This is a genomic window from Pokkaliibacter plantistimulans, from assembly GCF_003194385.1.
GTDB lineage: Bacteria > Pseudomonadota > Gammaproteobacteria > Pseudomonadales > Balneatricaceae > Pokkaliibacter > Pokkaliibacter plantistimulans.
On record NZ_LAPT01000024.1, the window covers coordinates 1 to 24,728 of the forward strand.

A 24,728-nucleotide genomic window follows, 5' to 3' on the forward strand; every position below is an offset into this window, starting at 1 on the left:
CCACAGTCACGTTTCCGAAGTGTGAACTGCACGTGGGACATGCTCAAGTAAACAAAGGTAATTCGATTGAAAAGACATGTTTTGGGTAGAAGGATGATGGACCTGCTTAGCAGGTCGTTGAAAATCTATCTGCGTTGCCGAATGCCGCGTCAAAAACAGGCTCAAAATGCTCATTTAGTTCACTAAACTCCGCTTTTTCGCCTGTTTCTTGTGCCCTAGGGGTATTTCCTTGTCTCGGCTGCCTCGATAACGTTTTTCAACAGCCTGTTAAGCCGCTACTCTGGCTGCGCGCAGCTCGTGTTGAGGCGCAGTTGCTGCTGCAGATAGCCGCCCAGCTGGTCAGCTGGTAATGGTGCGGAGTACAGGTAGCCCTGTGCTTTGGGGCAGCCCTGCTGGCGCAGCCACTCCGCCTGCTCGGTGGTTTCCACCCCTTCGGCGATAACGTCGAGGCCCAGATGGGTGGCCAGCGACAGGGTGGAAATGATGATGGCCTGATCGTTAGTGCTCTGCAGGGCATCATGCACGAAGGTGCGATCTATCTTCAGCGCCTGCAGTGGCAGATCTTTCAGGCGGCCAAGCGAGGAGTAGCCGGTACCGAAATCATCCATGATGATGGCGTAGCCCTGCCGGTTAAGGTGATACAGGCGGGCAAGTACCGCACTGTCGTCGATAAAGCGATTCTCGGTGATCTCAAAGCGTAGCCACTGCGGGCTGATACGGCCGTTTTCCTGTTCCTCATTGAGAAAGTGCAGAAAGGCATCGCGCAGTAGCAATGCGGGTGCCAGATTGAAACTGAGGGTCATCGGTGCTGGGCTGATGGCCTGCCAGGCGGGCCAGTATGCAATCGCCTTGCGCAGCAGATGGATGCTGAGCTGGTCGATCAGCTCGCTTTCCTCTGCCAGTGGAATGAAACGCAGCGGGGGAACCGGGCCATCTTGAGGATGGCACCAGCGTGCCAGCAGCTCCATACCGGTCACCGCGCCTGTGCACAAATCCACCTGCGGCTGGAATACCGGATAGAGTTCATCGGTGCCGATACTTTGGCGCAGATCGTTTTCCAGCCGGATCGGCGTCATTGCTTCATGGCTGCGGCTGAGGTTGTACAGATAATAGCCGTTGCCTCCTTCAGCCCGGACCTGCGACTGTGCCAGCATGGCTTTCTGCAGCAGGCTGTCGAGGCTGTCGCCATCCTGTGGAAAACGGCTCAGGCCCTGACTCAGGCTGAGATGGACATCCATACCCTGCAGTGAAATGGGGTGCAGGCTGCACAGGCGCAAGGCTTCTGCGCGCTTGATCACCTGCTCCTCGCGGTCACCGACAAACCGCAGCAGCACGATAAAGTCATCATCACCGTAGCGAAACAGCAGGTCGTCGTCGCTGAGGGCGTTGGAGAGGCGGCGCGCCATGATTCTCACCAGCTGGTTACCAGCCTGTGGACCAAGGTTGTCACGCAGCTGGCGATAGCGATCAATATCCAGATAACACAGGGTACAGGAGGTGCCGGTTTCCGCCTGCAGATAGGTGGCCATGAACTGTTCCAGCTGCTGGCGGTTGGGCAGACCTGTCAGGGGATCATACTGGGTCAGTCGGCTGATGCGTTGTTCCGACTGCTTGAGCGTGCGCAGGTCACTGAAGGTCAGCAGATAGCAGTAGCCACTGATCTGGCTCAGTTCGATCTGGCGCAGGCGCAGATTAACCGGCAGACGCTGGTGATTGAGCGGCTCCAGTTCGCATTCACCCTGCCATTCGCCAACGCCACCGACTTCCCGCAGCAAGGCTGAGAACGATGGCCAGCTGGCGGCAATCAGTGGGGACACCGCCTGACCGAGCAGGGGTTCATCGGCTTCCAGCAGGGTCTGACAGGCGCTGTTGGCGGCCAGAATCCTTCCCTCATCGGTACAGATCAGGTGCCCTTCGCTGGCATTGTCAAAAACACTGGCGTGCAGGGTCAGCTGATCCTGCTGGCGCACTCTGGCGCTGATATCGACGATCACGCCAAACCAGCCTCTGAGCTGCTGGCTGGCATCCTGCAGTGGCCCCCAGGTCAGCTCCAGGATGCGCTGGTCAGGCATCGGCAGCAGTACCGGCCGGGGCAGGGTGGGAGCGCCACTCAGCAAATGGCTGACTTTATCACGCAGATAGTCGGTGGCGTCGCATTCAGGCAGCAGTGGCCAGATGCTGTGACCATGCAGATCTTCTTCGCCCAGTGCCAGCAGTGTGCTGAGATGGCGATTATGCAGCAGGACCTTGCCTTCACTGCTGACTTCAAACAGGCCTTCGGGTAACCGCTGCAGCAGATTGTCCAGCTTGACGGCGTAACTGCCGAGGCGCTTGCGGCTGTGATCCAGATCCCGCAGAAAGCGCAGGCTGACATAAAACAGATACAGTGCCGAGATCAGTACAAAAAGTAGCCCCTTGTAGCGCTGCAGGGTCATGGCGGCATCGCTGTCAGTGCTCCATTGCTGCACCAGAGTGTCAGAAAACAAGATCCACAGGGTGCTGAGTAGCGCATAGCTGATGGCGATGGTCAGGGCGGAGCGATAGGGAGGGGATGCCTTAGGCATTAGCAACGGACTCTCAGATAGTGCAGCACCTTACAGGTATGGCTCAGGCTGGCGCACTGTGCAAGCCGGTTTACGCGATAGTGACAAAGCTGTCGTTATAAGAACAGTCAGTGGGTACTGAATGACCATTGCCATCCATTCAGTACAAAACGCGTTACAAAAATAACAACGGCGCCGAGGCGCCGTTGTTGGTGAAGCTACTGATGCAAAGCGGTAACCGGAAGATCAGTCCAGCTGTGACAGGTCGCGCACAGCGCCCTTGTCGGCACTGGTCGCCAGCAGGGCGTAGGCCTTCAGCGCGGGCGTCACCTTACGTGGGCGAGGGGCCGCGGGTTTCCAGCCGTCCTTGCCCTTGGCATCCATGGCTGCACGGCGGCTGGCCAGCTCTTCATCGCTCAGCAGTACATCAATGCGACGGTTGGGGATGTCGATACGGATTATGTCACCGTTCTGCACCAGACCAATGGCACCACCGGCAGCGGCTTCGGGGGACACGTGGCCGATGGACAGACCAGAGGTGCCGCCAGAGAAACGGCCATCAGTCAGCAGCGCGCAATGCTTGCCCAGCCCTTTGGACTTGATGTAGGAGGTGGGATAGAGCATTTCCTGCATGCCCGGGCCACCTTTCGGGCCTTCGTAGCGGACGATCACCACGTCACCGGATTTGACCTTGTCATCAAGGATGTTGCGTACCGCTTCATCCTGCGACTCAGTGATATGAGCCGGGCCTTCAAAGACCAGAATGGACTCATCCACACCGGCGGTTTTCACCACACAGCCGTCCAGCGCAATGTTGCCGAACAATACGGCCAAGCCACCTTCTCTGGAGAAGGCGTGCTCCAGTGAGCGGATACAGCCCTGAGCACGGTCGCCATCCAGGCTGTTCCAGCGGGTGTTCTGGCTGAACGCTACCTGTGTGGGAATACCGGCAGGGCCTGCGCGATAGAATTCTTTCACTTCGGGACTGGGGTTGCGCATGATGTCCCAGACATCCAGAGCGTCTTTCATGCTGGCACTGTGCACGGTGGGTTGCTGGGTATGCAGCAGACCGGCGCGATCCAGTTCGCCGAGGATACCCATGATGCCACCCGCACGGTGAACGTCTTCGATGTGATACTTCTGGGTGTTGGGCGCAACTTTACACAGCTGAGGCACCTTGTGTGACAACTGGTCGATGTGGCTCAGGTTGAACTCCACCTCGGCTTCGCGGGCAATGGCCAGAATGTGCAGGATGGTGTTGGTGGAGCCGCCCATGGCGATATCCAGGGTCATGGCGTTTGCAAAGGTTTCAAAGGTACAGATGTCGCGTGGCAGGACCTTTTCTTCCTTCTCGTAATAGCGCTTGGCCAGCTCGACAATGCGCTGTCCTGCTTCTTCAAACAGGCGACGGCGATCGGCATGAGTAGCGACCACGGTGCCGTTACCGGGCAGGGCCAGACCCAGAGCTTCAGCCAGACAGTTCATCGAGTTAGCCGTGAACATACCTGAACAGGAGCCGCAGGTGGGACAGGCGGAGCGCTCGTACTCGTTAACCTTTTCATCATCGGCATTGGGGTCAGCAGCAATGACCATGGCATCGACCAGATCCAGCTTGTGTTCAGACAGCTTGGTTTTGCCTGCTTCCATCGGACCACCGGAAACAAAGATGACCGGGATGTTCAGGCGCATGGCCGCCATCAGCATTCCGGGGGTGATCTTGTCGCAGTTGGAGATACAGACCATGGCATCGGCACAGTGGCCGTTGACCATGTATTCCACCGAGTCGGCGATGATGTCGCGTGAGGGCAGCGAGTACAGCATGCCGTCGTGACCCATGGCGATACCGTCATCGATAGCGATAGTGTTGAACTCCTTGGCCACACCACCGGCTTTTTCGATTTCCCGTGCAACCAGCTGGCCCAGATCTTTCAGATGCACATGGCCAGGCACGAACTGAGTGAAGGAGTTGACCACGGCGATGATGGGTTTCTGAAAGTCGTCATCCTTCATGCCGGTGGCACGCCACAGGGCACGAGCACCAGCCATATTACGGCCGGCGGTAGACGTTTTGGAACGATAGGCGGGCATGGTTATTCCTCACAGGCGGGTTACACGGTGAACCCGGTTTGTATGTCGTTGTGATGAGAGGGCAGGCGGACGATGACGCGATCATCCTTGTGCCTCTGCTCGGCAAAAACAGGAAACCCTGGTGGCATTAAATCGGGGCAGGGGTATTGCCGGGATTCAGGGTGCGGACTGGCAGGAGTCGAAATCCAACAGTTTCCATTCGATGAGCGGGGCGGGCGACAAGCAAGGTTCTCAGCGTAGCCGCTGTGAGGGGGTGGTACCTTGAAGACTTACACCTTGTGGGCTGGGCCGCATGCCCGATAACCTGTTCCAGCTTCGCTGTTGAGTCAGCTGCACGGATGGAACGGGTCTGTTGCCGATCATCGATAAAGGGCTATTCTAAGCAAAAGAGCACGTGTAGCAAGGCGGATAGCCATGGCCAAGCAAGTTCAACTCTTTCAGCAGCAGATTCAGGACCTGGTCGGGCGCGAGGTGTTGCAGACCTCGGCACTGATAGAGGTGCCACCCGGCAAAAGTCTGTTTCAAAAAGGCGAGCGCTGTACCCAGTTCCTGCTGGTCGTAGCAGGCTCAGTCAAAGTCTACGGCGAGACGCCTGCCGGTCGGGAGGTGGTGCTCTATCACATGGGAGCGGGTGAAAGCTGTGTGCTGACCACCAGCTGCCTGCTCGGCGATCGCCATTACCCGGCCCATGCCCGCACTGAAACCCTGGTGCAGACCCTCGCCATCCCGCGTCCGGCCTTTATGAAAGGTCTGGCCGAGTCGGATGACTTTCGCATGATGGTGTTTGCCAGCTACGGCGAGCGACTGGCCAGTCTGGTGGGGCTGATTCAGGAGCTGACCTTTGAGCGGGTGGATGTGCGTCTGGCGCGTTATCTGCTCGATCATCAGCATGCCAACCGCCTGCTGCTCAGTCATCAGCAGCTGGCATTGGCACTGGACTCCAGCGAGGAAGTCATCCTGCGTCTGCTGAAGGAGTTCGAGCAGCGGGGCTGGTTGCTGCTGCATCGCGGCGGTATCGACATCGTGCAGGCGAAGAAGCTGAACTTCTATATTGCCGAGGCCACTGCCTGAGAGGCGTTGATGCCATCGTCATCAACGCCGTATGGCCGACCCGCAGGGAAATTCGCTCTCAGCCCATACGCCCGGAAACGAAAGGATTGCTGCGGCGTTCTTCGCCCAGTGTCGACATGGGGCCATGGCCCGGGACGAAGCTGACATCATCACCGAGCAGGAACAGGTTATTGCGGATGGCATCCAGCAAGGTCTGGTGATCGCCACCGGGAAAGTCGGTACGACCGATGGAGCCCTTGAACAGCACATCCCCTACCTGTGCCCAGCGGCTGGGTTGATGATAGAACACCACGTGACCGGGCGTATGGCCGGGGCAGTGCAGCACCTGCAGGTTTTCCTTGCCGACGCTGACGGTATCACCCTGCTCCAGCCAGCGGTCAGGCTGGAAAGGCTGGCTGGGTGGGAAGCCGAACATCTGGGCCTGCTGCGGCAGGGCGTCAATCCAGAAGCGATCCGCCTGATGTGGGCCTTCAATGGGTAGCGACTGGCTGCTGGCCAGCTCACCGGTGGCACCGACATGATCGAGATGGCCGTGGGTCAGCAGAATTTTGGTCAGGGTAACGCCTTCTTCCCTGACGGCTGCCAGCAGGCGCTGGCTGTCACCACCGGGGTCAATCAGCGCGCCTTCCATGGAATCATCGCACCACACCAGGGTGCAGTTCTGTTGGAAGGGAGTAACCGGAATAATGCGATAACGCAGCATGGGCAGGCTCTCGTAGCAGAACAGAGTGGGCTATCTTCGGCCAGCCGGCCGCAGGCTTCAAGTCAGCCTGGCCAGACGGGCCTCCAGCCGGTCCAGTTGCAGCTGGGTGTGATGCAGATCGTCGATCCAGTCATCAATCTCCAGACGACTGGGCAGCAGACGAATTTCTTCCTGCAGGTATTCCTGCACATCCAGATGCAGATCACCGCGGCTGCGCTGCAGCCACTGCCAGCCTTTAGCCAGCGTGGTCCCCAGCGCATGGGCCGGGACATCACCGATAAACTCGGCGGCCCAGCCTTCCCAGTCAGGGTCCAGCTGCAGGGCGACCTGCTGCAGGGTTTCCGGCAGGGCCAGATTACCGTCAATACGCATACCACTGGCGGCGGCGGGGCGTTGCTCGGCCAGATTGGCTATCAGGGTGGCCAGGCTGGTATGTACCTCGGTGTCGGCCTGACCGTTGAATTCCTGCTGCAGACGCAGGCCAACGCTGGTCAGGGTAATGTAGGCGCTCGGTAATCCCTGGATATGCAGGGCCAGGGTTTGTCCGGCGTGGCGCCGGATGCGTTCAAGACTGCTCTCATCGCGCTGCAGCAAGGCGTTCAGACGCCCTTCGAAGGCAGCCAGCAAAGCTTCATGCAAAGGGCGAAACATAGGTCACCTCAGGGTTTGATGCCAGTGTGCAGAGCGACGATGCCGCTGGTCAGGTTTTCATATTCAACCCGCACCAGACCGGCGTTCTCCATCATGCCTTTCAGGGTTTCCTGATCGGGGTGCATGCGAATTGACTCGGCCAGATAGCGATAGGATTCGGCATCGCCAGCGACAAGCTGACCCATCAGCGGCAGCAGGGTGAAGGAGTAGGTGTCGTACGCCTTGCTCATCAGCGGATTGGTGGTCTTGGAGAACTCCAGAACCAGCAGGCGGCCGCCGGGTTTCAGGACTCGGGCCATGGAAGCCAGTGCCTTGTCCTTGTCGGTGACGTTGCGCAGGCCAAAGGCAATGGTGATGACGTCGAAGGTGTTATCGGGGAAGGGCAGGTATTCGGCGTTGGCCTGTACATACTCGATGTTGCCAACAGCGCCACGATTGGTCAGCTTGTCACGGCCGACATTGAGCATGGAGTCGTTAATATCGGCCAGTACTACCTTGCCAGTGGGGCCCACCAGCTGGCTGAACTTGAGGGTCAGATCGCCTGTGCCACCGGCGATATCCAGTACCTTGTGGCCACGGCGCACGCTGCTGCGATTGATGGTGTAGCGTTTCCACAGGCGGTGGATGCCACCTGACATGAGGTCGTTCATCAGATCGTACTTGCCGGCGACGGAGTGGAATACGTCGGCAACCTTGCGCACCTTGTCTTCCACCGCGACCTGCTGATAACCAAAGTGGGTGGTACCTTCTTGGGACTGCTTGGCGGCGTGGTCGGAAAGAGAGGCTTGATCCTTCTCGCTCATAGCTGTGGCCTTATCAACAAAGGGAAAATTGCGGCCTATTGTAGAGCCTTGTGCGGCGCGGGCCTACCTCTGTTCGTGTTTGCAGTGCAGGTTATGATAATGAAGCCGCACTGAGGTTGAGTGTGGATAGGAGCGTTGTTAAAGTGCCCCCTGCTTGGTTGGAACTGTCCAAGCTTTCAATCTACATGACTAGGATGTTGAAATGAGCATACTCAACCTTACTGACGGGATTGCGAACTTCGCTGCCGTTACGGTTCAAACCTACCCCTCCATTGAGCATGGGAGGCTTGACACTGTCAGGTCGATTGTATTGCATCGTACCGATTCTTTTTCTGCTAAATCTTCTCTGTCGGCCTATCAAGCGGGCCAGAAAACCGGGGCGCATTTTCTGATTGATACAGATGGCTGTGTCATGCAAACCGCCTCGTTACAGAAACAGTGCTGGCATGTTGGGCAGTTGCAGTCACGCTGCATGAACGAGTCGAGTTGCTCTCCCTCTGAGTTAAGTAGCATTAACGGTATGCTGCAGCAAAAAGGACAGACGTGGCGACAGCGTTATGTTGCTGTTTCTCGCTTTGAGGCAGCCAAAGCCTATCCTGCACGTTATCCCTCGAACAGCGACTCTATTGGCATTGAAGTAGTAGGGAAATTTCTGAATTCGGTGGCGGGTTATCAACGACCGACCGATGCGCAGAAAAAGTCATTGGCATGGTTGGTTGGTGCTTTGCTATCAGAATATGGGCTGCAGCTGTCACGAGATGTTTTTGCTCACGGTGATATTGCCAGAAAAGAGAAATTGGAAGGAAGTCAATTGTTACAGTTTCTGCGAGCAGGCGTAAGGCAATAAGTAAAGGGGCGTGAAGACAATGCACTATCGAAGAAGAGTATGTGGCCTACTGCTGGCAGTATTGGGTTCTACTTTATCCTTGTCGGCGTGCGCAATCCCTACTGATATTTCTATTCAGCAGGGTGGGGATAGCCAGGATGCTACGTATGACAGTTGTAAGGCGTTTTCTCTGACGGCTAAACAAGTGGCAGAGTACTTTCAAACGGCTGATCCTGTGGAGGATAGCGAGTGGCACGGACGGGCGGTGATTGCACCATGCTATGTCGAAGGAATGATGTCTGTTGGGGGACGGCAATATCACTGGCGTATAACCGCATCAGGTAGTGGTTATCGTTATCTGCCTGATAGCGAAGGGCAACAACGTTATTTCATCTGTGACGAAACATCGCAGCACATGAGCTGTAATAGGTTGTTTGAGCAGTGACATTTAAGAACAGGCACCATGAAGGTGCCTGATTTCTTTAGCCCATCAGCTTGACCACACTTTCATGAGGATCACGCGATGCCTTGGCCTGCTCCAGCTTGTGCAGATACTGCTGCCAGTATTCGGCCTGATGGGTGCAGAGCTCATGCAGATAGTCCCAGGTGAACAGGCCAGAATCATGGCCGTCATCAAACACGATCTTCACTGCATACTGGCCACTGGGCTCCATGCCATTGATACCCACATGGATCTTGCCGGTCTGCAGCTTCTCCTGCCCGCGCCCGTGCCCCCGTACTTCTGCTGACGGCGAATGTACCCGCAGGTATTCGGCACTCAGCACATAGCGCTGATTACCGGCATAGACCAGTTCAAGCGTCTTGGAACGTTTGTGCAGTTTGATTTCGACAGGACGTGCCGCCATGGCCACCTCGGCTTGGGTTGGCCGCCCAGCGCACTGGGCGGCATAGCAGTTACAGGATGTACTGGCTCAGATCCTGGTTCTTGGCCAGGCTGCCCAGATAGCGGTCGACATAGGCAGCATCCACCACTACTTCGTCCTGATTATCACCGGACGTGTAAGACACCTCTTCCAGCAGTCGCTCCATCAGCGTGTGCAGACGGCGGGCACCGATGTTTTCGGTTTGCTCGTTGACCTGGAAGGCCAGCTCAGCCATGCGCTGGATACCGCTGTCCTCGAAACGCAGTTGGACACCTTCCGTGCCCAGCAGCGCTTGATACTGCTCAGTCAGTGAGAAGCTGGGCTCGGTCAGGATACGGGCGAAGTCTTCAGGGGTAAGGGCATTCAGCTCAACGCGAATAGGCAGACGACCCTGCAGCTCCGGGATCAGATCCGACGGTTTGGACAGGTGGAAGGCACCGGAGGCGATAAACAGGATATGGTCGGTCTTGATCATGCCCTGTTTGGTATTCACGGTGCAGCCTTCGATCAGTGGCAGCAGATCACGCTGGACACCTTCACGTGACACATCTGCACCGCTGGTTTCGCCGCGCTTGGCAACCTTATCGATCTCGTCGATAAAGACGATGCCGTTCTGCTCGACCATCTCCACCGCACGAGCCTTGATGTCATCTTCCTTGATCAGATTGGCGGCTTCTTCTTCCTGTACTTTCTTCAGGGCATCCTTGACCTTCATACGGCGGCTTTTGCTGCGCTGATTGCCCATGTTGGAGAACAGGTTCTGCAACTGGCTGGTCATTTCTTCCATACCGGGCGGGGCCATGATTTCGACGCCCATGGGGCTGTCAGCCACCTGAATGTCGATTTCCTTGTCATCCAGCTCCCCTTCACGCAGCTTCTTACGAAACACCTGACGGGTATGGTTATCAGCAGGCTTGGCACTGCCCTGTTCAAAGGGGTTGTCGTTGCGCGCAGCAGGCAGCAGGGCATCCAGAATGCGGTCTTCAGCAGCATCCAGTGCACGATCCTGCACCTTCTGCATTTCCTGTTCACGCAGCATCTTTATCGCGGCGTCAGCCAGATCACGGATGATGGATTCCACATCACGACCGACGTAACCGACTTCGGTGAATTTGGTGGCTTCTACCTTGAGGAACGGCGCATTGGCCAGTTTGGCCAGACGGCGGGCGATTTCGGTCTTGCCCACGCCGGTGGGGCCGATCATCAGAATATTCTTCGGGGTGATTTCCGCCCGCTGCTCGACCGGCAGCTGCATACGGCGCCAGCGGTTGCGCAGGGCAATCGCTACGGCACGTTTGGCTTCGTGCTGGCCGATGATGTGTTTGTCCAGCTCGTGGACGATTTCGCGTGGGGTCATGGACATGACTGGACTTCCTTCAGGCCGCGGGCTGGTTGATATCGAGTTTTTCGATGGTCAGCTGGTGATTGGTGTAGACGCAGATGTCGGCGGCCATGTTCAGTGACTTTTCGACGATATCCAGCGCGCTGAGGCTGGTATTTTCCAGCAGGGCACGGCCTGCGGCCATGGCGAAGTTGCCGCCAGAACCAATAGTGAGAATGCCATGCTCAGGCTCGACCACATCACCGGTGCCGCTGATCAGCAGGGAGGCCGTCTGGTCGGCGACAATCAGCATGGCTTCGAGGCGGCGCAGGGCACGATCACTGCGCCATTCTTTAGCCATTTCTACTGCGGCGCGGGTCAGCTGACCATTGTGCTTTTCCAGGTGGCCCTCGAAACGCTCGAACAGGGTAAAGGCATCGGCGGTCGAGCCGGCGAAGCCTGCCAACACCTTGCCGTGGTACAGGCGGCGCACCTTGCGTGCATTGCCTTTCATCACGCTCTGGCCAAGGGATACCTGACCATCGCCACCAACAACTACCTGATCATCGCGACGCACACAAACGATAGTGGTCATCAAACTCTCCAATAAGGCGCCTGCAGTCCTGAGTAGCAATCCACTGAGATTGCCTGGAATGCGCACGCTGGCAATATCATCCACGCAGCCCGCTGCGGGATGACAGTGTGAATTAGTATTGGGGGGAAGTGGTGACGGTGTGCGGTTATTTCAAGGGTGGGTACTGACATGCACCGAGATCATGGGCAGTACAGCAGGGCACGGTGACAGATGGAAACATCTGAACGGGTATTCAGGGGCTGAAGCACTATGCAGGAAGATAGCGTTGGGGCCGGCATCGCTCACCGCCCGATCTGTTCAGATGAGTCATATAAAGCCCAGGGGCCGTCTTGCGACAGCCCCCGTAACTTTTTAGGTCGTGAATATGGTCTTAACGAATGGGGACGCGGATGGGTGAGGTGCCCATGGCGCTGAGTTTACCTTCCGCTTTGCTCAAGCCATCGCCACTAAACGGCCCAAGGCGCACGCGCCACCATGTCTGACCTTTACTGTCAGGGCCAGGTGACACGCCCACTTCCTGAAACCCTTGCAGGAACATCTTCACCCGCATTTTTTCGGCTTCATCTTCCGTCTTGAAGGCGCCTACCTGTAGCAGGAAACGTCCGGCGGCGGGTGCTGCTGCCGGTGTCGACTTGTCGACCACCTTCGGTGCTTCGGTTTTAGCTGCCTCCAGCTTCACCGCTTCGGTGGCTTTGGCCAGTTCAGCGCTGCTGGACGGCTTGGCCTCTTCCGGTTTGGGTGGCGGCGGAGGCTGGGTGGCCAAAGGTTGCACATCAGGCGGCAAAGGGACTTCCGACTCCGGCAACAGTTTGTAGAAGTCCCAGCTCTTCGAGGCGCTGTCCGGTGCTGGCGCAGGCGGTGGTGCCTTGACCTTGGCTTTGGGTTTTTCCTTTTCTTCCGGCGCAGGCTTGACGGCCAGCGCTGCCTGCGTAGCGGCCGGATCGGTTTTTACTCGTGCCAGTTGCACCAGAATAAAACCGAATACGCCCACCAGCACCAATACAGAGGCAATACGCCAGGAAAAGCCCGACTTTTTAGCTGGGGCTTTCTTGCGCGAAGACGAACCGCTGCGCGCTCTGGATTGGCTTTTGGCAAAGTCCTGGGTAGCCATGGGTTACATGCTTTCCGGTGCGCTTACTCCCAACAGGGACAGACCATTGGCCACCACTTGACGTACTGCCTGAGACAGCACCAGACGGGCATCTCTCAGATTGACGTCTTCCAACAGCATGCGGTGGGCGTTGTAATAGGTGTGGAAATCACCTGCCAGTTCACGCAAATAGTGGGCCAGAATATGCGGGTCACCATTCACGGCGGCATTTTCCAGTGCTTCCGGATAACGTGCCAGCTTCTGCATCAGGTCTTTTTCCGCTTCCTGTTCCAACAGGGACAGGTTGTTCAGGCCGCGAGCCTGATCAAAGGCGGTTTCTTCAGCGGCTACTTTCTGCAGCAGCGTACAGATACGGGCATGGGCGTACTGGATGTAGTACACAGGGTTGTCCTTGCTTTCTGACTTGGCCAGATCAAGGTCGAAATCCATGTGTTGTTCCGCTTTGCGGCTCACGTAGAAGAACCGTGCCGCATCGTTGCCTACTTCATCGCGCAGTTCACGCAGAGTAACGAATGAGCCGGAACGGGTAGACATTTGTACGCGCTCACCGCCGCGATACAGGATGGCGAACTGCACCAGACGAATCTGGATACGTTCAGGATCAAAACCCAGCGCTTCACACGCCGCCTTCATACGCGGGATGTAACCGTGGTGATCGGCCCCCCAGACATAGATGACCCGGTCAAAGCCGCGTTCAAACTTGTTCTGCAGATAGGCGATGTCAGAGGCAAAGTAGGTGGTCTGGCCATTATCACGTTTGACGACACGGTCTTTGTCGTCGCCAAAGGTGGTGGAGCGGAACCACAGTGCCCCTTCCTGCTCATAGATATGACCATTGTCGATCAACGTCTGGATGGCGCGTTCAACGTTTTCGGTCAGGCTGCGCTCGGAGAACCACTCATTGAAGGTGACCCCGAACTCGCCAAGATCATCACGGATGTCATCCAGAATACGGGTCAGACCTAGCTGGAACACCACTTCGTAGGCGTCTTCGCCCAGCAGGTCGCGGGCCTTGTCGATCAGCGCATCGATATGGATTTCCTTGTCGCCGCCTGCAGGCTCATCGGCAGGGACGCCGTCGAACACGGTGGTGGCGGGATGACGGTAGGCCTGTTCCACGCGCTGCAGCAGCTCGGCGGCATAGTCGCGGATATAGTCGCCTTTGTAGCCGTTACTGGGGAAGGTGAACTCTTCGCCACACAGCTCCAGATAACGCAGCCAGACGCTGGCTGCCAGGATGTTCATCTGCCGGCCTGCGTCGTTGACGTAGTATTCGCGCTGAATATCGTAGCCGACAGCGGCCATCAGATTGGACAGGGTGGCACCATAGGCTGCCCCACGACCGTGGCCAACGTGCAGCGGGCCGGTCGGGTTGGCTGAGACAAACTCAACCTGAACTTTTTCGCCTTTGCCCAACTGACTCAGGCCAAACGCGGAACCCGCCGCAATAATACTGGGGATGACTTCTGCAGTACTGGCGCTGCTGACAAAGAAGTTGATGAAGCCCGGGCCGGCAATTTCTACTTTGGTGATGGCGGCGTCCGCAGGCAGGGCGGCAATGATGGCCTGTGCCAGTTCACGGGGATTTCGTCGCGCCTGCTTTGACAGCACCATAGCAATGTTGGAAGCAAAGTCACCGTGGGTCTTGTCACGGGTGGCGTCGACTTGCGCCTGTACATCCAGCTCAACAGGCAGGGTGCCTGCAGCTTTGAGGGAGTCCAGCGCAGTGTGAATAAGATTGGCTATCAGCTCTTTCATTGCGGCCCAAGCGTGTTTTTACACGTGTGTAATAAGGTACAGGAGTCAGATCAGGGAGGATCAAAGGCGCCATTATCGCGATTAGCCTCAGGTGACGCAACCGCGTATCGGCACTCAATGCCGCCAACCAAGCGGCTTGGCAGCGGCTCAGAAGGTGTCAGCGGGGTCGACATCGACTGACCAGCGCAGGTCTCCCGGCGGTGGATTCAGTTCAATAAAGGCACACAGCCACTGCAACAGGTGGTGCAGCTCCCGACGCTGGCTGCCATAGAGATGCAGTAGTGCACGGTAACGGTCGTGACGCTTTTCCATGCTGGCGGGGAGCGGGCCGGCCAGCTGGATTTCATGTCCCCAGTGCTGCTGCAAGATATAGTCCTGCAGTGCCTGTCGGATGCTGCTCAGCCATTCCAGGGCAATGGCCGGGCGGCGGTGGTCAGCCCGCAGCAGCGCCATCGGCTGCCAGGGCGGCAGACCGACATGTTGACGGCTACGCAGCTCTTCGCGGGCAAAGGCATCGTAACCCTGTTCACAAAGGGTGGCGAGCATGGGGTGGTCGGCATGCTCGGTTTGCAGAATGACTTCACCGGGTTTCTGTGCCCGTCCAGCCCGCCCGGCAACCTGAACAAGTAACTGGGCCATACGCTCCATACCGCGAAAATCGGCACTGAACAGTCCCTGATCGGCATCAATGATGGCCACCAGGGTGACGTCGGGAAAGTGGTGGCCCTTGGCCAGCATCTGCGTACCCAGCAGGATACAGGGATGACCTTTGTGGACCGGATCCAGCAGAGTTTCCATGCGTTGCTTGCCACGCACGCTGTCACGGTCGATGCGAATGACCGGGACATCGGGGAAAATGTCACTCAGGGCATCTTCACTGCGCTCTGTCCCCTGACCTATAGGCTCCAGAGCGGCACTGCCGCAGCTGGGACAGTGCAATGGAATAGCAGCCTGATGTTCACAGTGGTGGCAGACCAGACGACGACTCTGTTTGTGCAGGGTCATACGGGCGTCGCAGGACGCGCATTCCGCCAGCCAGCCACAGTCGGCGCAGTGCAGTGTAGGGGCAAATCCTCGCCGGTTGAGAAAAACCATGACCTGCTGCCCCTGCTCGATATGGCGGCGGATACTCTCCAGCAGTGGAGCACTGAAGCCCTGTGTCAGTGGTCGATTGCGGATATCCAGACAATGCAGGCGCGGTGCCTCGGCATTGCCAGCCCGTTGCAGCATGCGCAAATGGTAATAGCTACCGCGCTCAACGTTATGCAGGCTTTCCAGTGAAGGCGTGGCGGAACCCAGCAACACCGGTATATCAGCCTGCTTGGCGCGCACTATGGCCAGATCGCGGGCGTGGTAACGGAAGCCTTCATGCTGTTTGAAGGAGGCGTCATGTTCTTCATCAATGACGATCAGCCCTAATCGTGGCAACGGTACCATCAGTGCAGAGCGGGTACCAATCAGGATCTGGGCAATGCCTTCCCGTGCTTCCAGCCAGGCATGCAGACGCTCGTTATCATTCATGCCCGAATGCAGGATCACCACGTTGACATTGAAGCGGTGCTTGAAGCGGCGCAAGGTTTGTGGCGTCAGGCCGATTTCGGGCACCAGCACCAGCACCTGTTGCTTTTGCAGCAGATGATGTTCGATCAGTTGCAGGTAGACTTCCGTCTTGCCGCTGCCGGTGACGCCCTCCAGTAACGTGACACTGAATCCCTGATCACGCTGCAGTAACGTATCCAGCGCGTTTTGCTGTTGGGCATTGAGGCTCAGATGTACCTCATTTAACAGATTGCCATGGGGGGCGAGAGGGCGCTGTTCGCGGCTGAAGGAGTGAATCAGGCCGCGTTTCTGTAATGAGTTGAGGGTTTGACTGCTGTATTCCAGTGTGCGCAATGCCTCCTGACTCAGGCCCTGCGGCACTCGTTGCAGCTCCTCCAGCAACTGCTGCTGGCGGCTACCGGTTAGGCTTGAAGGGCGAGTACTGCCACCGAGCTCGGTCAGCTGCCACAGGGTCTGAGTCGGGAAGTGGGCCGGCTTTCCCTGTCGCAGAGCAACGGGCAGGGCGTGGTACAGGACTTCGCCCAGCGGATGGCAGTAATAGCTGGCCGCCCAGTGCAGCAGCTTCAGTATGGAGGCGGAAAGGACCGGTTCTCGGTCCAGAAGTGTCAGGGCGGGGCGGATCTTGTCCCGCGCTATACTGGCTTCATCACTGATAGCCACGATAATGCCGAGCAGTTGGCGGTGGCCGAAGTTGACCTGTATGCGTTGGCCGGGTTGCAGCTCGTCGGCTGTGACACTATCCGGGGGGTAATAGTCAAACAGGCGGAATAGCGGTACGGGCAGCGCAACCTTAAGGATGATGGCAGAGGTGGCGGCTGGCACGTTATGGTCCCCGAGTGGAAGCTGAATGCGGGCGTGCAGTATGCCCGCCATGTGATAGTGCTGCAGGCTTGTGCGGTGCTGATGGGTCAGACACCGAAGTACCTGCAGACTGGGCAGGATAGGGGAATGTCGCATCTCATGCCAGCAACGCTTAGTGATGAAGGAAGTGCTGGCTAATTTTTAAACGATGATTGTCGCTGCATTGCTGTTCTGCTAGAATTCGCGCCCTTGTTCCTGCACTGCTTTGGTGTGGGAGCGTCCGCTGGGCTGTTACAGCCCTGACTATCAGTGCGGTGCCCGGCCATACGTGGTTATACGGGTAGCGGCACAGTTAATGAGGCTATGGTCATGAAACAGGGCATTCACCCTAAGTACGTTGAAATCAAAGTATCCTGCTCTTGCGGTAACGAATTCCAGACTCGTTCCACTGTAGGTAAAGATCTGCACGTTGACGTTTGCAGCGCCTGCCACCCGTTCTATACCGGTAAGCAGAAAGTGCTGGACGTTGGCGGTCGTATCGACCGTTTCAACAAGCGCTTTGGCGCTATGGGTTCTCGCAAAGCCTAATTGGCAGCGGAGCGATCAACAACAAAGGCGCCTTAAGGCGCCTTTGTTGTTTCTGCGTGGTGGGCAGGAAAATTTTTCTGTTGCGCGACGCCAGGAGGTATCAAAGACTGTTTCGATCAGGTTAACCATCCGTTGGTCAGCTAATAGTGGGCTGCTTCTCCTCGCTACTTTCTTCTTCTGCCGATTCCTTGCCACTCAGGCAGGTAGTGGCTGGCTTCTGGCCTGTATTAGTGGTTATTCCTAAATTATGGTCTTTATATAGATTTAAATTCTGTTTTATTGAATGGTTCTGAGCTGTCCAGAGTGCAAAGTGTAGACATAGGTCATATTTGGCAACGACTTTATTCCGGCTTTATTGCCGGGGGCTGGTGGTTTGCAACGATGTTTTAATTTAAGATTTTTCGTCCGACTCAACGAACAAAAGCATCGGAACTTGAACATGTCTGATCTCAAACAAGCTGCGCTTGACTACCATGAGTTTCCCCGTCCCGGTAAATTGGCGACTGAGGTAACCAAGCCCACTGCCACTGCACGTGATCTGGCGCTGGCCTACAGCCCCGGTGTTGCAGAGCCAGTACGTGAAATCGCCAAGGATGCCGAAAACGCTTACCGCTATACCGGTAAAGGCAATCTGGTTGCAGTTATTTCTGACGGTACCGCTATTCTGGGTCTGGGTAACCTGGGTCCACTGGCCAGTAAGCCGGTAATGGAAGGCAAATGCCTGCTGTTCAAACGCTTCGCCGGTATCGATGGCGTCGATATCGAAGTGAATGCTGAAAGCCCTCAGGCTTTTATTGATACGGTTGCTCGTATCGCTGACACCTGGGGCGGTATCAATCTTGAGGACATCAAGGCGCCAGAGTGCTTCGAAATCGAGCGCGCCCTGATCGAAAAATGCTCTATTCCTGTGTTTCATGATGACCAGCACGGTACCGCTATCGTGACCGCTGCGGGCATGCTGAACGCTCTGGAACTGCAAGGTAAGACTATTGCTGAGGCCAAGATCGTCTGCCTGGGTGCTGGCGCTGCTGCCGTTGCCTGTATGAAGTTGTTGGTCAGCTGCGGCGCTAAGCTGGAAAACATCTACATGCTCGATCGCAAGGGTGTTATCCACAGCGAGCGTGATGATCTGAACCAGTACAAGGCCATGTTTGCGACTGTCACTGACAAGCGCACCATGGATGACGCGATTGCAGGTGCGGATGTGTTTGTCGGCCTGTCTGGCCCTGACCTGCTGTCGCCTGCACAGCTGAAGGCGATGGCGCCTAACCCTATCGTCTTCGCCTGCTCCAACCCTGATCCAGAGATCAAGCCTGAGCTGGCGCACTCTGTACGTGACGACGTGATCATGGCCACTGGCCGTTCTGATTACCCGAACCAGGTCAACAACGTGCTGGGCTTCCCCTTCATCTTCCGTGGTGCGCTGGACGTACGTGCCACACGTATCAACGAAGAAATGAAGCTGGCCGCGGTGAATGCATTGAAGGATCTGGCACGTGAAGAAGTGCCTCAGGATGTGCTGGCTGCCTACGGTCTACAGAGTCTGAGTTTTGGTAAGGAATACATCATTCCCAAGCCCATGGACAGTCGTCTGCTGGGTGTAGTGGCAGGTGCTGTGGCCAAAGCGGCGGTCGATACCGGCGTTGCCCGTTTGCCCTTCCCCGAGAACTATCCGCTGAACAGCGTCGCAGACGTCAAATAAGTTCCCGGTAGTACTTGTGAAAAGGCCGCCCTGAGTGATCAGGGCGGCCTTTTTATTGACTGAAAACTTGTTGGTTCGTCAGGTGCTGTGCAAGGTGCTTCGCACCCTGCAGATCAGCGCATCAGAACAGGTCTTCAGGTCGGATTTCTTTCTGTACCTGTCCCTGAGCATTGAGATGAAGCTCTGGTGGTGCCAGTTCTGACTGGAACAGTTCGAAGATGCCATCGCTGCCGGGAGCGGCACGCTCACCGGTCTTGGGGTCAATGCGCACACTGACAATGCCATCTGGCTGCTGGCGAGGTTCCTCTGGCATGCCTTTGAGGGCAACAGCCATGTAGTCCATCCATGCTGGCAGAGCCGCCACGGCACCGAACTCGCGACGTCCCAGGGTGCTGGGTTGGTCAAAGCCGACCCAGACGCTGGTGGCAATGCGACTGTTATAGCCAGAGAACCAGGCATCAACCTGATCATTGGTCGTGCCGGTTTTGCCTGCCAGATCACTGCGCTTCAGCGCGGCCGCTCGGTGACCGGTACCACGACGGATAACATCCATCAGCATATCCGTCAGCAGGTAGTTCACTCTGGGGTCCATGATCTGCTTGGCGACCGGGTGGCCATCAGGGGTGACAGCCTGGTTGCTGATGATGCAGCTTGGACAGGCCTCAGTGGCGGTATTTTCTACCAGTACCTTACCGTCGACATTCTCCACTCGATTAATCAGGTAGGACGATACCTTATAGCCTCCGTTGGCGATGGATGCATAGCCGGTAGCCACTTCCATCGGTGTGAGGGAGGCTGTGCCCAGGGCCAGCGACAGACCGCGTGGAAGGTTGGCAGGATCAAAACCGAAACGGCTCAGATAGTCGATGCCGGTTTCAATGCCAATAGCACGCAACAATCGTATCGACACCAGATTGCGTGACATGTACAGCGCTTCACGCATGCGTGTAGGGCCATAGAACTTGCCGCCGGAGTTTTCCGGGCGCCAGGCGCCGCTCGCCAGGCTGGGGTCGCTATAGACAATAGGGGCGTCGTTAATGATAGAACCGGGAGAAAAGCCGTTTTCCAGTGCCGCCGCATAGATAAAGGGTTTGATATTCGAACCGGGCTGGCGGCGAGCCTGAGTAGCACGGTTGAAATTGGAGTAGTAGAAGTTGAAGCCGCCACTGAGTGCCATGATGGCGCCATCCTTGGGATTGAGGCTGACCAGTGCGCCCTGCACCACGGGCAGCTGTGACAAGGTCCAGATCACCTCTCCCTCAGGGTTATCTTCGGCATTGTCGGCAAACGCCTGTTGCTGGCGCACCCGTACAACGTCTCCCACAGTAACTATGTCAGCAGCTTGCTTGGGAACCGGACCAAGGCTGTTAACATTAATATTCTTGCGTGCCCATTTCAGACCAGACCAGTCGACGGTGACTTCACTGTCATCAGCCAGACGTACCTGGATCTGCTTATCCTGAACCTGAGTAACCACCGCGGGCATCAGACCACTATAGCTTGGAATAGCTTTTAACTGCTTTTGCAGGGTGGCACTGTCAAGCGAACTCAGGTCCCAGTGCTGCTCCGGGCCACGGAAGCCGTGGCGGGTTTCATATTCGAGCAGTGCGTTGGCGAGCGCTTGCTGTGCCGTTTCCTGCAGATGGCTGTCCACGGTGGTGAAAACACGATAACCACCTTCGTAAAGGTCCGGGAACTTGTCGAGCAGTTCTGCCCGTGCCATTTCGGCTACATAAGGCGCATCCAGTTCAGGCTGAAGGCCATGATAGCGGGCGGTGTTTGGCTCTTTGATGGCCTGCTCGTAGGCAACATCATCGATGTAGCCGAGGTCCAGCATGCGGCCGAGAATCCAGTTGCGACGCTCCATGGCACGGTCTGGATTAGCGATCGGGTTATAGGCAGAAGGAGCTTTGGGCAGTCCGGCAATCATGGCCATTTCTGCCAGACTCAGGTCGCTGATGGACTTGCCGTAGTACACCTGTGCTGCCGCTTCGATGCCATAGGCGCGGTTGCCCAGATAGATTTTGTTGACATACAGCTCGAAGATTTCGTCCTTGCTGAGCTCTTGCTCCATTTGCAGCGACAGCAAAATTTCGGAGAACTTGCGAGTGAAGGTCTGCTGGCGCGTCAGAAAGAAGTTACGTGCCACCTGCATGGTGATGGTGGAGCCGCCGCCTTGAATATGGCCGGTCTTGGCCAGCTGGACGAAGGCGCGCAGCAGGCCTTTGACATCAATGCCGTGGTGGGTTTCGAAGTTGGCGTCTTCTGCGGCGTAAAAGGCTTTGACGAAAGTTGGAGGAATAACGTCATAATCCACAGGCGTGCGGCGCTTTTCGCCAAATTCACCAATCAGCTTGCCGTCTGCACTGTAAATGCGCAGCGGTGTCTGCAGTTGAACTGTGCGCAGGGTCTCAACATCAGGAAGTGTGGGCTCCAGGTGCTTGTAAATGGCAAAAGTGGCGAGGGCACCTAGAATAATTCCGGCAAGAGTCAGCCAGACGAGCCAGCGGAACAAAGCTCTCAGCATGAGTAACGAGTCCTGGTAAGTATTTGAGCGTATGCGGAGGAGGCCCTATTCTAACAGGCCAACTGTACAAGTCATGGTCGATAGTCAGACAAATATTGTGCAGACATTACGCGAGTGACCAAATTTTACACAGAGGCATGGGGTGTGACCTAGACAAAAAGAAAATTTTTTCTATACCATGCAGTTTATGTGTATATGTAACTTCTTCGTATCACTTTAAGTATCTATATTTAGAGTGAGTTCCAGCTAATTCCAGCATAAGGAATTGCATGTGCCGTCGTGGTTCAAAGGTTTCAGACAACAGTCGCTGCTCGGAATCGATATAGGTACCACCGGTATCAAACTGGTAGAGCTGGCTCGCAAAGGCAAACAGTATGAACTGCTCAGTTTTGCTGTGGTGCCTTATACCAATGGCCAGATGATCGATCCCATGCTGCCAGAGGAGGAGGTCGTCATTAGCACTCTGCAGGAAGCGGTGAAGATTGCAGGATGTCAAAGCCGGCGTGGTGCCATTGCTGTCAACAGTGCGTCAGTTATCAGTCGGGTGGTGGAGGTGCCGGTCGATGCGATAGGCGATGAGATTGAGCAAAGTATTCGCGATCAGGCAGACCAGATCATTCCCTACTCTCTTGATGATGTCATTCTTGATTACAGCGCGCTGGATCAGGAGCCCAGGAATGGCTTGCAGTCGATGTTCCTGGTGGCCGCCCGTCGTGATCAGGTGGAAACACAGGAGCGTTTGCTGCTGGCGGCGGGGCTGGAGTGTCGCCTGATTGATGTGGATACCTTCGCGATTGGCCGCTCCCTCCAATACAGTCTGGCGGCTCAGCAACAACGCCCTGCGGAAGGCCTGATCATGTTGCTCGATATCGGTGCCATGCGCTCTGTGCTCTATGCCTTTGACGGAGAGCGGGTGGTGTACTCCCGCGAGCACGATTTCGGCGACCATCAGTTACGTCAGCCCCCAGTGACCAATCCATTCGAATATGAAGAGTACGGCGAGAGCTCGTCTCCAGCATCTGGCGCCATGAACGAAGCCGAGCGTTATCAGCAACTGTTAGGGCATCAGCTGGAGCGAGCGCTGGAGCTGTTCGCTGAGGCTCAACCAGATAGCCTGATAGGATGTCTGGTGCTGGCAGGGGGCGGCGCCTGTCAGAAGGGATTAACTCCTGCCTTGTCCAAGCACCTGCAGTTGAAAGTCGTGCAGGCTAATCCCCTTGCTGGAGTAAAGCGCCCCGGCAAGCTGGATGCTGAGCTGCAGCAGCGTGCACCTTCGCTGATGACAGCGTGCGGGCTGGCAATGCGGGTCGGCCAGGAATGGGGGGGCTGAACATGAGAATCAACCTGCTTCCCTGGCGTCAGGAACGTGAAGAGCTTCGCAAGAAATATTTCAATCAGGCAATGCTGGGTGGCTTGATCGTGGCTGTACTCTGCCTGGCAGGCTACTGGCAGTGGCGCAATATGCAGATTGATATTCAGCAGGGCCGAAACCAGTACCTGAAGGCGCAAATTGCCCGACTGGATAAGCAGGCGGGTGAGTTGCGCAGTATTCAGGATCGCCAGCAGCTGCTTTTGGACCGCATCGACGTCATCAACGGATTACAGGCTGAGCGGCCAGTGATGGTGAATCTGCTCGCCGATGTGGTGCGCGATGTGCCGGAGAAAGTCTTTCTGACGGCCATGAAGCGCAGTAATGATCAGGTGGCTATTCAGGGCAAAGCGCAGAATAACCTGCAGGTTTCCAGCTTCCTGCGTACGCTGGATCAGGGGGAACGCTTCCATTTGCCCAACCTGTCACGGGTGGCAAAGGCTGATAGCCCGGTAGGTTGGATGGACTTTGATCTCAAGGTCGACCTGCAGAAACCGAAAGCCGCTGAGCCAGCAGAGGAGGTGAGCAATGGCAAAAAGCAATAACCTCGGACGGGCATTCAAGCGTGCTTTCCATGGCTTTGATGCCAACAACCTGGACTTCAGCCAGGCGGGCAGCTGGCCCATAGGGCCAAAGATCATTGTCGTTATGCTCATTTTTGTACTGGCGCTGGCAGCAGGATATTTTCTGGTGCTCAGTGATCTGGACGACCAGTATGATGCCATGGTGCGAGAGGAACCGCGGCTGAAAGAGCAGGTCACCAAGAAAAGTGAGATGGTGGTTGGTTTGCCAATGTATAAGGCGCGTCTCGAGGAGGTTGAGGCGCGTTTTAAGGTTTTGCTGCAGCAGCTACCGCTCAAACAGGAAGTGCCTGGCTTGCTGGACCAAATGACCAAACTTGGCCAGAACGCAGGATTAACTTTCCGCCAGATTGACCTGCAGCCAGAGCAAAAGTCGTCTTTCTACCAGATACTGCCGATCAAGATCACCGTATTTGGTGCCTATCACGCTATCGGTGAGTTCATCTATGGTTTGGCTGCCCTGCCACGAGTGGTGACCTTACATGATTTTGATTTGACGCCTCAGGCTGACGGCTCGTTGCAGCTGGTATTGCAGGCACGCACATATCGCTTCGAGGAAGACGACGAGCAGGCAGCCAATAAGCCTGCAAACGGGAGCAATACCAGCAAGAAGGCAGCCAAACCATGATCAGACTGACGCTCGGTACGGTGATGGTTGCCGGTGTGCTTTTGATGCAGGGGTGCACACCGCAAGTGCCGCTGGATGATCTTAAAGCCTTTGTCGACAAGGCAGGCAAAACACAGCCTAAGCCACTGGCGCCTTTGCCGCCGCTACCTGAGTACAAACCTGCCCGGTACGATGTCACGACCCTGCGCGAGCCTTTCACTAACCCAGAAATCAAAATAGTGCAAAAGGCAGATATCGAAGAGTCCGATATTCATCCTGATACCAACCGGCCCAAAGAGGCGCTTGAAGCCTATGATCTCGACTCATTGAGCTTCGTTGGATTAATGAACAAAGGTGGCAAGGAGTTCGCCCTGGTTCGTGATCCGCAGGGAGCATTGCATCTGGTGGCTGAGGGTAACTACATGGGCAAAAACTTTGGCCGCGTGGTGGCTATCCGGGTTGAGCAGGGCAAGGCTATGAATGATCAGTTAGGTACCAAGCCTCCCTTGCAGGGGCAGCTTGAGTTGGAAGAAATTATCTCGACCAGTGATAACCGGTGGCGCAGTCGCCCCCGTGTAATATCAATGCAGTTCGAAAATAACTAAGCAGTCGATAAGGTAAGGGGGTTGAGGTGATACG

General features: G+C 56.4%; 21 protein-coding genes. 9 read left to right on the forward strand and 12 right to left on the reverse strand.

Annotated features, from left to right (window positions below):
- Window positions 1-275 precede the first annotated feature (275 nt).
- Both WH50_RS06180 and ilvD read right to left on the reverse strand, forming a co-directional pair.
- On the reverse strand, window positions 276-2,564 hold the full coding sequence (locus WH50_RS06180) for a putative bifunctional diguanylate cyclase/phosphodiesterase (RefSeq protein ID WP_110186542.1): 2,289 nt from the start codon (window positions 2,562-2,564) through the stop codon (window positions 276-278).
- A gap of 225 nt (window positions 2,565-2,789) precedes the next feature.
- The gene (gene ilvD / locus WH50_RS06185) at window positions 2,790-4,631 is read right to left on the reverse strand and encodes a dihydroxy-acid dehydratase (RefSeq protein WP_110186543.1); all 1,842 of its coding nucleotides are present in this window, start codon (window positions 4,629-4,631) and stop codon (window positions 2,790-2,792) included.
- Between the two features lie 121 nt (window positions 4,632-4,752).
- On the opposite strand from ilvD, the gene WH50_RS26300 reads away from it, so the two are divergent.
- Window positions 4,753-4,896, forward strand: coding sequence for a hypothetical protein (locus WH50_RS26300; RefSeq protein WP_165838328.1), 144 nt, complete (start codon window positions 4,753-4,755; stop codon window positions 4,894-4,896).
- Window positions 4,897-5,045: 149 nt separating this feature from the next.
- Window positions 5,046-5,702 carry a Crp/Fnr family transcriptional regulator gene (locus WH50_RS06190; RefSeq protein ID WP_110186544.1) on the forward strand — a complete coding sequence of 219 codons (657 nt, stop codon included), beginning with the start codon at window positions 5,046-5,048 and terminating at the stop codon, window positions 5,700-5,702.
- A gap of 58 nt (window positions 5,703-5,760) precedes the next feature.
- Here the strand turns inward: WH50_RS06190 and WH50_RS06195 are convergent, their stop codons facing one another.
- Genes WH50_RS06195 through ubiE form a run of 3 tightly spaced genes read right to left on the reverse strand, consistent with a single transcriptional unit; the run spans window position 5,761 to window position 7,859 of the window.
- Complete coding sequence (locus tag WH50_RS06195) at window positions 5,761-6,402, reverse strand: MBL fold metallo-hydrolase (protein WP_207780207.1); 642 nt, start codon at window positions 6,400-6,402, stop codon at window positions 5,761-5,763.
- 60 nt (window positions 6,403-6,462) lie between these two features.
- A complete protein-coding gene (locus WH50_RS06200; protein WP_110186546.1) occupies window positions 6,463-7,056 on the reverse strand; it encodes a ubiquinone biosynthesis accessory factor UbiJ in 594 nt (197 codons plus the stop codon).
- 8 nt (window positions 7,057-7,064) lie between these two features.
- Entirely contained in the window at window positions 7,065-7,859 is a 795-nt protein-coding gene (gene ubiE / locus WH50_RS06205; RefSeq protein WP_110186547.1) for a bifunctional demethylmenaquinone methyltransferase/2-methoxy-6-polyprenyl-1,4-benzoquinol methylase UbiE, read from the reverse strand.
- Between the two features lie 202 nt (window positions 7,860-8,061).
- Between ubiE and WH50_RS06210 the strand changes: the two genes are divergently transcribed.
- Window positions 8,062-8,706, forward strand: a complete 645-nt coding sequence (locus WH50_RS06210; protein ID WP_110186548.1) for a peptidoglycan recognition protein family protein — start codon at window positions 8,062-8,064, stop codon at window positions 8,704-8,706.
- Between the two features lie 461 nt (window positions 8,707-9,167).
- Here the strand turns inward: WH50_RS06210 and WH50_RS06215 are convergent, their stop codons facing one another.
- From WH50_RS06215 to WH50_RS06240, 6 genes are all read right to left on the reverse strand, one after another.
- Window positions 9,168-9,551, reverse strand: coding sequence for a gamma-butyrobetaine hydroxylase family protein (locus tag WH50_RS06215; protein ID WP_110186549.1), 384 nt, complete (start codon window positions 9,549-9,551; stop codon window positions 9,168-9,170).
- A gap of 49 nt (window positions 9,552-9,600) precedes the next feature.
- Complete coding sequence (gene hslU / locus WH50_RS06220) at window positions 9,601-10,932, reverse strand: ATP-dependent protease ATPase subunit HslU (protein ID WP_110186550.1); 1,332 nt, start codon at window positions 10,930-10,932, stop codon at window positions 9,601-9,603.
- 13 nt (window positions 10,933-10,945) lie between these two features.
- On the reverse strand, window positions 10,946-11,485 hold the full coding sequence (gene hslV / locus WH50_RS06225; RefSeq protein ID WP_104153359.1) for an ATP-dependent protease subunit HslV: 540 nt from the start codon (window positions 11,483-11,485) through the stop codon (window positions 10,946-10,948).
- A gap of 370 nt (window positions 11,486-11,855) precedes the next feature.
- Complete coding sequence (locus WH50_RS06230; RefSeq protein WP_110186551.1) at window positions 11,856-12,596, reverse strand: SPOR domain-containing protein; 741 nt, start codon at window positions 12,594-12,596, stop codon at window positions 11,856-11,858.
- A 3-nt stretch (window positions 12,597-12,599) separates the two neighbouring features.
- Window positions 12,600-14,354, reverse strand: coding sequence for an arginine--tRNA ligase (gene argS / locus WH50_RS06235; protein WP_110186552.1), 1,755 nt, complete (start codon window positions 14,352-14,354; stop codon window positions 12,600-12,602).
- 147 nt (window positions 14,355-14,501) lie between these two features.
- Window positions 14,502-16,871 (reverse strand): primosomal protein N', encoded by a 2,370-nt coding sequence (locus WH50_RS06240; protein WP_243410014.1) that lies wholly within the window; start codon window positions 16,869-16,871, stop codon window positions 14,502-14,504.
- A gap of 213 nt (window positions 16,872-17,084) precedes the next feature.
- Here WH50_RS06240 and rpmE point away from each other — a divergent pair, with 213 nt between their 5' ends.
- Both rpmE and WH50_RS06250 read left to right on the forward strand, forming a co-directional pair.
- Window positions 17,085-17,303, forward strand: coding sequence for a 50S ribosomal protein L31 (rpmE, locus tag WH50_RS06245; RefSeq protein ID WP_104155888.1), 219 nt, complete (start codon window positions 17,085-17,087; stop codon window positions 17,301-17,303).
- A gap of 439 nt (window positions 17,304-17,742) precedes the next feature.
- Window positions 17,743-19,005, forward strand: coding sequence for a malic enzyme-like NAD(P)-binding protein (locus WH50_RS06250; RefSeq protein ID WP_110186553.1), 1,263 nt, complete (start codon window positions 17,743-17,745; stop codon window positions 19,003-19,005).
- Between the two features lie 121 nt (window positions 19,006-19,126).
- Here the strand turns inward: WH50_RS06250 and WH50_RS06255 are convergent, their stop codons facing one another.
- A complete protein-coding gene (locus WH50_RS06255) occupies window positions 19,127-21,532 on the reverse strand; it encodes a penicillin-binding protein 1A (protein ID WP_110186554.1) in 2,406 nt (801 codons plus the stop codon).
- Window positions 21,533-21,803: 271 nt separating this feature from the next.
- Here WH50_RS06255 and pilM point away from each other — a divergent pair, with 271 nt between their 5' ends.
- From pilM to WH50_RS06275, 4 genes are read left to right on the forward strand one after another with little or no spacing between them, the layout of a single operon-like run.
- Complete coding sequence (gene pilM / locus WH50_RS06260) at window positions 21,804-22,862, forward strand: type IV pilus biogenesis protein PilM (RefSeq protein WP_165838329.1); 1,059 nt, start codon at window positions 21,804-21,806, stop codon at window positions 22,860-22,862.
- Window positions 22,863-22,864: 2 nt separating this feature from the next.
- Window positions 22,865-23,446: a PilN domain-containing protein gene (locus tag WH50_RS06265; RefSeq protein WP_165838330.1), complete on the forward strand. Its 582-nt coding sequence runs from the start codon at window positions 22,865-22,867 to the stop codon at window positions 23,444-23,446.
- On the forward strand, window positions 23,430-24,110 hold the full coding sequence (locus WH50_RS06270) for a type IV pilus inner membrane component PilO (protein ID WP_110186557.1): 681 nt from the start codon (window positions 23,430-23,432) through the stop codon (window positions 24,108-24,110). The genes WH50_RS06265 and WH50_RS06270 overlap by 17 nt, the downstream gene beginning before the upstream one ends.
- Window positions 24,107-24,694 (forward strand): pilus assembly protein PilP, encoded by a 588-nt coding sequence (locus WH50_RS06275; RefSeq protein WP_110186558.1) that lies wholly within the window; start codon window positions 24,107-24,109, stop codon window positions 24,692-24,694. Before WH50_RS06270 ends, WH50_RS06275 begins: the two co-directional genes overlap by 4 nt.
- Window positions 24,695-24,728 lie beyond the last annotated feature (34 nt).

Excerpts from the sequence above, each read along its gene's own strand:
- hslU (WP_110186550.1), bottom strand. The coding sequence starts at position 10,932 with ATGTCCATGACCCCACGCGAAATCGTCCACGAGCTGGACAAACACATC.
- WH50_RS06255 (WP_110186554.1), bottom strand. The coding sequence starts at position 21,532 with ATGCTGAGAGCTTTGTTCCGCTGGCTCGTCTGGCTGACTCTTGCCGGA.
- ubiE (WP_110186547.1), bottom strand. The coding sequence starts at position 7,859 with ATGAGCGAGAAGGATCAAGCCTCTCTTTCCGACCACGCCGCCAAGCAG.
- WH50_RS06215 (WP_110186549.1), bottom strand. The coding sequence starts at position 9,551 with ATGGCGGCACGTCCTGTCGAAATCAAACTGCACAAACGTTCCAAGACG.
- rpmE (WP_104155888.1), top strand. The coding sequence starts at position 17,085 with ATGAAACAGGGCATTCACCCTAAGTACGTTGAAATCAAAGTATCCTGC.
- argS (WP_110186552.1), bottom strand. The coding sequence starts at position 14,354 with ATGAAAGAGCTGATAGCCAATCTTATTCACACTGCGCTGGACTCCCTC.
- WH50_RS06230 (WP_110186551.1), bottom strand. The coding sequence starts at position 12,596 with ATGGCTACCCAGGACTTTGCCAAAAGCCAATCCAGAGCGCGCAGCGGT.
- WH50_RS06270 (WP_110186557.1), top strand. The coding sequence starts at position 23,430 with ATGGCAAAAAGCAATAACCTCGGACGGGCATTCAAGCGTGCTTTCCAT.
- WH50_RS06180 (WP_110186542.1), bottom strand. The coding sequence starts at position 2,564 with ATGCCTAAGGCATCCCCTCCCTATCGCTCCGCCCTGACCATCGCCATC.
- hslV (WP_104153359.1), bottom strand. The coding sequence starts at position 11,485 with ATGACCACTATCGTTTGTGTGCGTCGCGATGATCAGGTAGTTGTTGGT.
- WH50_RS06275 (WP_110186558.1), top strand. The coding sequence starts at position 24,107 with ATGATCAGACTGACGCTCGGTACGGTGATGGTTGCCGGTGTGCTTTTG.
- WH50_RS06200 (WP_110186546.1), bottom strand. The coding sequence starts at position 7,056 with ATGTTTCGCCCTTTGCATGAAGCTTTGCTGGCTGCCTTCGAAGGGCGT.
- ilvD (WP_110186543.1), bottom strand. The coding sequence starts at position 4,631 with ATGCCCGCCTATCGTTCCAAAACGTCTACCGCCGGCCGTAATATGGCT.
- WH50_RS06240 (WP_243410014.1), bottom strand. The coding sequence starts at position 16,871 with ATGCGACATTCCCCTATCCTGCCCAGTCTGCAGGTACTTCGGTGTCTG.
- WH50_RS06210 (WP_110186548.1), top strand. The coding sequence starts at position 8,062 with ATGAGCATACTCAACCTTACTGACGGGATTGCGAACTTCGCTGCCGTT.
- WH50_RS06190 (WP_110186544.1), top strand. The coding sequence starts at position 5,046 with ATGGCCAAGCAAGTTCAACTCTTTCAGCAGCAGATTCAGGACCTGGTC.
- WH50_RS06250 (WP_110186553.1), top strand. The coding sequence starts at position 17,743 with ATGTCTGATCTCAAACAAGCTGCGCTTGACTACCATGAGTTTCCCCGT.
- WH50_RS06265 (WP_165838330.1), top strand. The coding sequence starts at position 22,865 with ATGAGAATCAACCTGCTTCCCTGGCGTCAGGAACGTGAAGAGCTTCGC.